This window comes from Chamaesiphon sp. OTE_8_metabat_110, assembly GCF_031382685.1.
In the GTDB taxonomy this organism is placed as follows: domain Bacteria; phylum Cyanobacteriota; class Cyanobacteriia; order Cyanobacteriales; family Chamaesiphonaceae; genus Chamaesiphon.
The window spans coordinates 1-8,731 of sequence record NZ_JANMZA010000066.1 but is presented as its reverse complement, the minus strand read 5'-3'; the positions used below and the strand labels follow the sequence as shown (position 1 = coordinate 8,731).

Annotated in this window: 6 protein-coding genes; 3 read left to right on the top strand and 3 right to left on the bottom strand. The window is 47.1% G+C overall.

The annotated features are described in order from the left end of the window. From RMO52_RS02675 to RMO52_RS02665, 3 genes are all read left to right on the top strand, one after another. Window positions 1-2,282 (top strand): carboxypeptidase-like regulatory domain-containing protein (locus RMO52_RS02675; protein ID WP_310410645.1); only part of this gene is annotated, 2,282 nt, incomplete at its 5' end. Between the two features lie 163 nt (window positions 2,283-2,445). Then, window positions 2,446-2,997 (top strand): hypothetical protein, encoded by a 552-nt coding sequence (locus tag RMO52_RS02670; RefSeq protein WP_310410642.1) that lies wholly within the window; start codon window positions 2,446-2,448, stop codon window positions 2,995-2,997. Then, on the top strand, window positions 2,964-3,923 hold the full coding sequence (locus RMO52_RS02665) for a hypothetical protein (RefSeq protein ID WP_310410640.1): 960 nt from the start codon (window positions 2,964-2,966) through the stop codon (window positions 3,921-3,923). The genes RMO52_RS02670 and RMO52_RS02665 overlap by 34 nt, the downstream gene beginning before the upstream one ends. Here the strand turns inward: RMO52_RS02665 and RMO52_RS02660 are convergent. The 3 genes from RMO52_RS02660 to RMO52_RS02650 form a co-directional block, all read right to left on the bottom strand. Further along, a complete protein-coding gene (locus RMO52_RS02660; RefSeq protein ID WP_309738494.1) occupies window positions 3,871-4,254 on the bottom strand; it encodes a hypothetical protein in 384 nt (127 codons plus the stop codon). The genes RMO52_RS02665 and RMO52_RS02660 overlap by 53 nt on opposite strands. A gap of 11 nt (window positions 4,255-4,265) precedes the next feature. Then, window positions 4,266-6,614: an ATP-dependent helicase gene (locus RMO52_RS02655; protein WP_309738497.1), complete on the bottom strand. Its 2,349-nt coding sequence runs from the start codon at window positions 6,612-6,614 to the stop codon at window positions 4,266-4,268. 380 nt (window positions 6,615-6,994) lie between these two features. Further along, the coding region (locus tag RMO52_RS02650; RefSeq protein WP_310410637.1) for a polysaccharide biosynthesis tyrosine autokinase at window positions 6,995-8,731 on the bottom strand (1,737 nt) is incomplete at its 5' end.

Sequence of the window (8,731 nt, the reverse complement as noted above, 5' to 3'; positions counted from 1 at the left end):
TGAAAATTGACTGTGAACAGCGTGGGAAGTTAAATCGCCAGGAAGTCACGCTCAAATTTGGCTACACTCTGCCCAAGGAGCGACCTCAAGCTGTGGTAACACCAGCACCAGTAAGTTTGGAGGGATTGACCGCGATCGATCCGCCTACAGCCAGTCTCAGTGCCATCCAGCAGCGAGTCAATCTCAGCGGCTCGACGAATAATCAACTCAATACTCAGGGTGAATTCAAATCAGTCGGGACGGTATTGGGTTCTAGCTGGTATTTACGTGTCGAGCAACCTAAACTTGCCAATCTCCTCACTTGGGGATTAAGCGATGCGGTAATCATCAATCAAACTGGTAGTTCGGACTGGATTTCTGGCTCTCAAAGTCCATTTTGGCGCAGACAGGGAAATCCGACGGGAGCCTATTGGGGCGTCACTACAATTCAGCGCCAAGGGTTTACGCCACCGACATCCTTGACTGGGGGCGACTTTTTGCCAAACGATCGATTGCAATCGAGTCGGTTGGGGCGAACCGTCATCGGACAAGCGCCGCCGGGGACGGTGGTGAGGCTGATTCGGGGTTTTAATACCAATGTTGTCGGTCAGATTTTGGTCGATAGTTCGCGGGTGTTTCGGTTTGAGAATGTGCCTGTTAGTAATGAGGGTGAGTTTGGGAGTAATTATCGGTTGCTGCTCTATCCGAATGGGCAACTTACAGCCGATCCGCAAGTGCGAGAGGTAACATTTACGACCGTACCCGGTCAATTACCTAGTGGTGCGGGGGCGTTTATCGTGTCTGCGGGGACGAATTACAATCGGGGTGCGAATGAATTTATCGGCAAATTTGATGGGTTGCAGGGTGGGGTCGCTTATCGGCGGGGGATTAGTGAATCTTTGACTCTGGGTGGAGGACTAGTGAGCGATCCGTTAGCGGTGCGCGGTGTCGGGGAAGTGTTTTGGCAACCGACGGGGGTGCCGCTTCAGGCTTCAGTTTCAGCAGTTACAGGCGATCGCTGGGATCTGGTTAGTAGTGTCAATTATCAGCCAGCGCCTAATTTCAATGCCAATTTTAGCAGCGATAAATTATCCAGTCGCGCCGATCTCAATTGGCTGGTAACGCCTCAACTGACTGCTACTAGCAAATATGATAGTTTGTCTGGAGTCGCGATCGGCGGTAACTATAGTTTTAGTGTCGCACCCAATAGCAGTAGCAATCTTCAGGGGACGCTGGATAGTAAATCCTTTTTGCGCTGGAGTGCCAGCCATCAGCAGAATAATTGGCACATTGGTTTGCAGGGGAATGAAATTAGCCTCAACTCAGAAGTGAGTTATCAACTCCCATCTACGACAGGAAGTACCCAAAATATCGTTGCCAATTATCAATCTACTTATGCAGGTGCGCCAACGACGCTGGGGCAATTGATCTGGCGGTATCAATCAACGATCCTACAATCCGAGCTAGGTTACGGCTGGAGCGGCTTCGGGCGCGGGGCAAATGCAGGCTTGGGGATTACCTTAGCGCCCGGTTTACAATTAATGGGGCGTTATCAGGGGATTTCAGCTTTTACCAATCGGGAGAACTTTTCGCTGGAATTACAATCAACGCTCGATTTTCAAGGCGGGAGTGTGGCGACGACGCAGGTAGAAGATCTGCGGACGCGCGGTGGTATCGTCATCCAACCATTTTTCGATCGCAATGGTAATGGCAAGCAAGATCCTGGCGAAGAGAGTTACTGGCATCCCGAATTAGTCACCCTCGATAACAAAGCCCTCAATCCCAGTCAGACAACCCAACTCCCAGATCGCGTCGAAATCCGCAGCCTACCGGGTAGCTATCGCCTCGATCTCAATCCCGTGCGCCTCCCTCCTGGCTGGCGGAATGCGATGACAGATGCGATGGGTAAACCGCTGGTATCCTTGCGAGTAAATGTGGCTTTAGGTAGTTATACAGCCATTCCCTTACCGTTAATACCGATCTATAAAGTCACTGGAGTTGTCTCCGATGCGCTGGGTAAACCTCGTCCCAACGCTGAAGTTACCGCCGTGCAGATCTCCGGTACCAAAGTACGCCGAACCACTTCTCAAGCTGATGGTAGATATGAGTTTACCGATTTGGGTTTTGGGGATTACGAGATCTCGACTCCCGGACAATTGCAACCTACCAAAATCGCGATCGTGGCAAGTTCTCCCGTGCTTCAGCGGTTCGATCTCCAACAAACTGCTGTTAGCCATGTAATCTCACAGCACAGACTAGCGATCGACAACTGTGGAATAATGGTCTTTATTAACTGCTGGTAAGACTTTAAATTGTCACGACAGTCGATCGCATTTTCGTTATTAATAACTGGATCGGCATGATGATTCTAAATAATATAAATTAGCTATAACCTTTGTGGTGGCCAGTGCCCACCCTACTATTAACTACTATTAACTAACTAATTAATATAACAACCTAATCTATATGTCATTATTAACTCATTCATTAATCCTGGCTGATGTAGCTCCTGGTGCTGGCTACACTAGGAATTTCAGCACCTGTTTCAAAATTAGTAACTTAAATAAGTACCCAAATTATCTATTTTTTGCTCGGACTGGAAGCGAAATTAGTTTGACACCTACTGGGGCTTATGTCCAGATGCAACCGGATCGCTGTTTGCCGCTTGCTGGTTATCGTGTCGTCGCAAATATAACGGCGATCGAGAAAAATAAAGTCAAACCTAGCGATCTCAAAACTACTAGCTCTGGCAGAACTTTGCAGAATTCTAAATTGCAAAAGACCTTAATTAAAAGTACTCAAAGTATCCAGCAGCCCCACTCTGTTCCAATTATTAATGAAGGAAAACAAATTGAAACTATTTATAAAATTCAGTCGCTAGATCGTCAGGGATTAAAATTAGCGCCAGTCAGTTCTTCAGCGCCGCCAATGCTGAATTTATTAATCTTTCCAGCGATCGGCATCGCAATTTTAGGATGGGTACTGTGGCAACGCAATCGCAAAATTATCGAGCAGTAGATCTAATATGGGGAATCGCGATCGTCTTAGTCAGTGCGATCTGTGCTATTATCGTTCCACTAACTACTTATGCTGCAACTTTAGCTACTTTTGGTATCGCCCATGTGGCGATCGAATTGCGATATATTCATAGTCGCTTTAATCGACGATTGAATCGCAAAACCATCCCTTGGTTAATCGCCTTGGTATTAGCGATCGCGACAATTCGCTGCGTGAGTATATGGGGATTTATCCCTAGTAACATCGCTCAATTACTCGAACTTGGATGTGGATTAGGATTAGTGACGATCGCGACTCATTATCTGTGGATTCGCGACTGGAAGCTAGGCGCACTTGGTACGATCGTTGGCTGTCTACTCACAATTGGCATCGTGTGCGATCCGATCGCTACTCTAGTCATATTTGCGATTTTTCACAATCTTACTCCCGTTGGTTTTATTCTCGAACGCCAAGGTTTTAAATCGCCCCGAATCATCTGGATTTGTGGGGTATTTTTTGGATTGTTGCCATTAATAATTATCCTTTATCAATTAGTACCGATTGTCAACTTACCATCGGAAATCAACGACACTTATCTACGAGCTTTTATCGCTCCATCTTGGCAACAATCGGCGCTCGCTTATCCGTTATTTTCGGCGGTGGCTTTTCTTCAATGTATGCACTATGCAGTAGTCATCGGCTTATTTTCGCGATGGACACCCGACTTCGATAATTCACCAATTCAGCATCCGACTAGATATTTTTACTTGTTACTTGGTGGTATTTCCATGCTGTTATTTATTTCTTTTCAACATACCTTTATCCTAACGCGTGCTGGGTATGGTGTTGTGGCAAGTATTCATGCTTGGATTGAAATTCCACTTTTATTGATTGCTACCGATCGTAGGCTAGAGATACCAACCATAGTCCCATTAGATAAGAAGTAAGATTAGCCATCAGGGAGATCGTCATACTCGATCGCCAGGAATATTTCATTACCCATTTATACACGATCCCTTCAGCTAATACTACTGGAATTTCGAGTAGTAATGCCAAATAATTGAAGCGATCTTCTAGATCTCGATCTAAATTCACTTTCGGCAATAAGTCATTAAAGACTTGCCATAAAATTGGATGTGTAATCAGCGTACTTGCAACAGCAACGAGCGCCAGCAGTCGCCAATCTAGCTGTCGAAGTTTACCCCAAATTCCAACAATTAATGTCTCGATCGCGATCGAGATTAGCAGTGTAATAAATTCAGCTCGATCGAAGGACATAATCCGTATTCTTACATCCTACATACTAATTTGGGAAACTGTTTGCATAGAGCTATAAAAAATGGCGATGGTTTACTTTCTTGCAGTCGATCTCCCTGTTGCCAATTAAATCGATTCCACAGAAATGGGGCTTCGCGTTCGGCGGCTAACCATAATAATTTTTTAGCTCGGGTAATTGCCACATATAATAGCCGCAAATCTTCACCTTGCTTGAGATAGTTAGCTAGTTCCCAAGCATCTCTAGGTGTCGGTAATAACTGCTGATGTAAATGAGCGCGAATTTTGGCACGAGCGACTTCTGCGAGGGTAAAGTCACCTAAAAATTTAGCACCTTGGGGCGTCCATAATTGTCCGGGAATGCGATCGCTTAAAAAGGGAATAAAGACATAATCCCAATCTAATCCCTTCGCTTTGTGCATAGTAATAATCGTCACTTGTCCGGATGCTGTATACCGCGACTCCGAGCCATCATCGATGTTTTCAAAACCTTCGGTAGTGACAATTTCTTGGAGTACTTCGATCGTGGCATAAATCGAGCTACGCCCGTATGTTTGCAAGGCAATCCGCTCGGCTAATTTATCGGCTGTTGCCAGTTCTGACGCTTGATAGTTTAACCGATCGCCCAAATAACCAATCAGCCGATCGTGCGGTAATGTCAATCGCGATCGCAGCAGTTCGCAACAAATATCTCGCGCTCTTTGGGTTATTTCAGTTTGCGGAGTTTCTAAAATATTGGGATACAAAAATCGTTCGGGAAATACCGCCAGAGCATCGATATCTTGAGCTTCAATTAGTTTACGACTTAATAACACCTTGAGTACTGCTTTGAGATAATCGGGTGAATGCGGTCGCATGGTAAACTGAAATAAGATTAGAATTTCTCCCGGAATTTTAGAAGTCCGATCGCCTTCCCCGGCTTCAAAAAGTTTGATTTCCGGATGCGATCGCTTCCAGTCAGCTAATCGATCGAGAATAAACTTTGCTTGGCGATTTTCCCGTACTAAAATTGCGGCATTTGCTGTCGGATTTGCCTTAAATAAAGTTGTCAATCGTCCTTCGATCGTGCGGACGGATTCATACACATCACTGGGAGTATTTAATTCAACGCCGCCATCTTGGGCGATCGGATTTGGTTGCGCGTCGCCTAATAATACCGGGCGAATAGTTTGGAGCCAAAAGACTGACTCCGGCTGGAGATCGGCTAAATTTGCAGCATCGTCTTCGGATTTAGCTGGCGGTTGCAAATAATTGTTACCCCAATTGAGGACAAAATTAGCCGTATCCATAATTACCTGGGTACTGCGTCCGGCTTGTTCCATCTTTTCCAAGCGCGAACTGGCATCTGGATTGACAACATCGCTACACTCTTGGCAAAATTCTCGAAAATATCTGGGATCGGCAGGGGTAAAGGTAGAGTTGATCGCTTGATTCGGGTCGCCAACGCGAATTAAATTGGGGGGAAGGTCAGCTCGATCGGGAATGCCTGCCAGATGGCGCAATAGCCGCTCTTGTAAGGGACTCGAATCTTGAGCCTCATCTTCAAATACTGCATAGACCTGTTGCTGCCACAATCTGCACGCAGCGGGGTCTCGCATCACTCGCAAGGCTCCCGCAATCATCTCATCGTAATCTGAATACCCTTTGCTCTCCAGCAGCTCCTGATAAGCCTCATACAGCCCAGCACCAATACTCAAGATATCGTAGCGATCCGGATATATTTTGGCAATCTCCCAGAGTTCCGTCGGCGACAAGCCCGAACTTTTTGCTTCGCGAACGGTAGTAAATGCCAAACTGGGTAAGATTTCGGTTTTCAATACCGACTGACGCCGCAATCGCTCGGTCTCTTCGCCGTCGAAGCTCTCGCCTGCTAACAGATCGCGGTAACTCTGAGGATATCGACTCAGCCAGCTTTGGATGGTATCATCGATCAGCTTATGACCGATCGAGGGCATGACTAAAGTCCGATCTGTCAAATCTAATTTCGATAGTTCGGGATGCTTGGTGGCGATACTCAATGCCAGACTATGAATGGTATTGACGCTATACCCGATCGGTGGCAAGCCCAGTTCTTTGAGACAACTTTTAATCTTATCCTTAATATTCGCGGCTGCCGATCGCGTCAGGGTGACAATTACTAACTGATGGCGTTGATGTAATTTCTGGGTCGCGATCGTAATCGCGGCGGCGACCGCCATACTGTGAGACTTTCCCGCTCCTGGCACTGCGGAGACTGCCAATAACCCTCCCCGCCAGTCTGCCAATGTTCGCTGTCCTGGGCGCAATCCTTGCCGCCACCGAGCCATGATTTCAGCCTGATTACTGGTAAGATTGTCGGATTCGATCGCAGGTAAAGTAGGCATAGTCACGCAAATAACCTCACCCTAAGCTTAACCAGTTTTGACACAGCAATTCGTTCTCCCGAAATTTGTAGGTTGGGTTGAAGAATGAAACCCAACACACCCAGCTAGGGCGCTCAGAATGAGCATCGAGAGTAAAAATAGATCTGTAGGTTGGGTTGAAGAATGAAACCCAACACACCCACCCAAAGGTCTGTAGTTATTTAGATCTGTAGGTTGGGTAGCGGCGCATCAACTGGGAGGGAACCTCCCAGTTGTGTGCGACAAGACATAGCAAGGCGAAACCCAACAGCCCCAACCAGCATATCTCTAATGGTTGCGATCGATAAAGGGGTGGAAGATCGATCTCCCACCCCTTTATTTACTTAATTTAGCAGCTCAAATTAACGAGTGCGATTGGGAGTAGTCCCACTTAATAATTTAGAACCGACGCCACCCCCTTCTTCACTACTTCTAGCTGTCTGCGAAGAGTAGTAATAGTGGTTGTAACGGCTTTGCTTGTCGAGATCGACACCGTTGAGCACCATTCCTAAGACCTTAAGTTTGGACTGAGTGACGATTTCTTGAGCGTAGTCTACAGATTCCTTGTCAGCAACACCCGGACGCAGGACGAATACTAGTCCGCCAGCTTGGGTACCCAAGATTGCGGCATCCGCAGCGACTGTCAGTGGTGGTGAGTCGATGATGACGAGATCGTATTCCTGCGACCATTGAGCGATAGACGTACTCATCTGTACCGAGTCGATGAGGACTACGGGGTTGGGGGGTACGACACCAGCCGTCATCAGGAACAGGTTGGGTTGGATTTCACTAGTAGCAGTTTGACGATCGCATTGTCCGCTGAGGACGTTGCTGAGTCCCTCGTAGTTACTCTGTCTCCAAATCAGATGCTGGGCGGGTTTCCGCATATCAGCATCGACTAGCAGTACTTTTTTACCGAGTTCGGCGACTGCTAGGGCGAGGTTAGCAGCGACGGTGGATTTACCTTCACCAGACTGGGAGCTAGAAACTACTACAACCTTGAGACTATCATCGGCATTTAAGAATTGGAGGTTGGTCTGTAACATCCGGAAGGATTCACCCTCGATGCCACTAGTCATGCCAGTTAAGACTAGTTGACCGGGAGTTCTTGCAGTAGATTTACCAAGTTTGGGCAATTGGCGCGTTTTCTCAAAGACGGGAATTTGACCCAAGATCGGGTATCCAGGTAATAAGGATTTGGCTTCTTCGGAAGTTTTAATCCGTTTGTCGGTACCATCGAGGAGGAACGCAGTCGCCGCGCCGAGGAATAGTCCTAAGAACCCACCAATGGCGATATTCTGGGCTTTCTTGGGCGAGAGGGCTTCTTGGGGTAAGTCGGCATGAGTCTGAATTCTAGAGTTACCGAGGGTTTGGTTTTCGGCAATTTCGATTTCTTGCAGCTTGCTCAGGAGTGTTTTGTAGTTGGTGCGAGTGGTTTCCAGTTTGCGTCCGAGCGCGTTTTGCTGCTGTTCCAACTTCGGTAGCGCGTTCATGCGCTGTTTGTAGGCATCAACGACATATACCAGTGCGGCAATCTGCTTTTGAAGGCTAGTGCGTTGCGCTTCACTCTTAGCAAAGTCGGCAATCAGATTACTTTGAATCCCCGATGGTTGCAGTTCGACGATTTTCCCTTGGAATTGCTTGTCCCCAACTAAACTCTGTTTAAAGCGTTTTTGAAGGATTTCGACTAGTGCTTGGCGCTTCTCTTTGAGGTTGAGAATGCTCGGATCGTTATCGCTAAAGCGGGTTTTTTCGCTTGCGAGCTTGGATTCGATTTCTTGCAGCTCTTTGAGCGATTTTTGCAATCCAGGCGATTCGCTCACCAGTCCTGATTGGATGGTGGCTTGGGCATCCCTACCACCAAACAAGCTCTTCAATCCCTCTAATCTGGAAGTTTCGGCAGCTAGCTGTGCGGAAGCCGAAGTGATTTCTTTGTTGAGGGTGGTGATTGTTTCTACTGACTTGGTGGCTTCTGTCGGTAGATCGACAACGTTAAACTGCTCTTTAAATAAGCGCAGATCGTTTTCGGCTCGTTTGACTTCAGTTTCAATTTTCGGTAGTTCCATCGCCACAAACTTCCGGGCGGCTTCAGCTTCTAA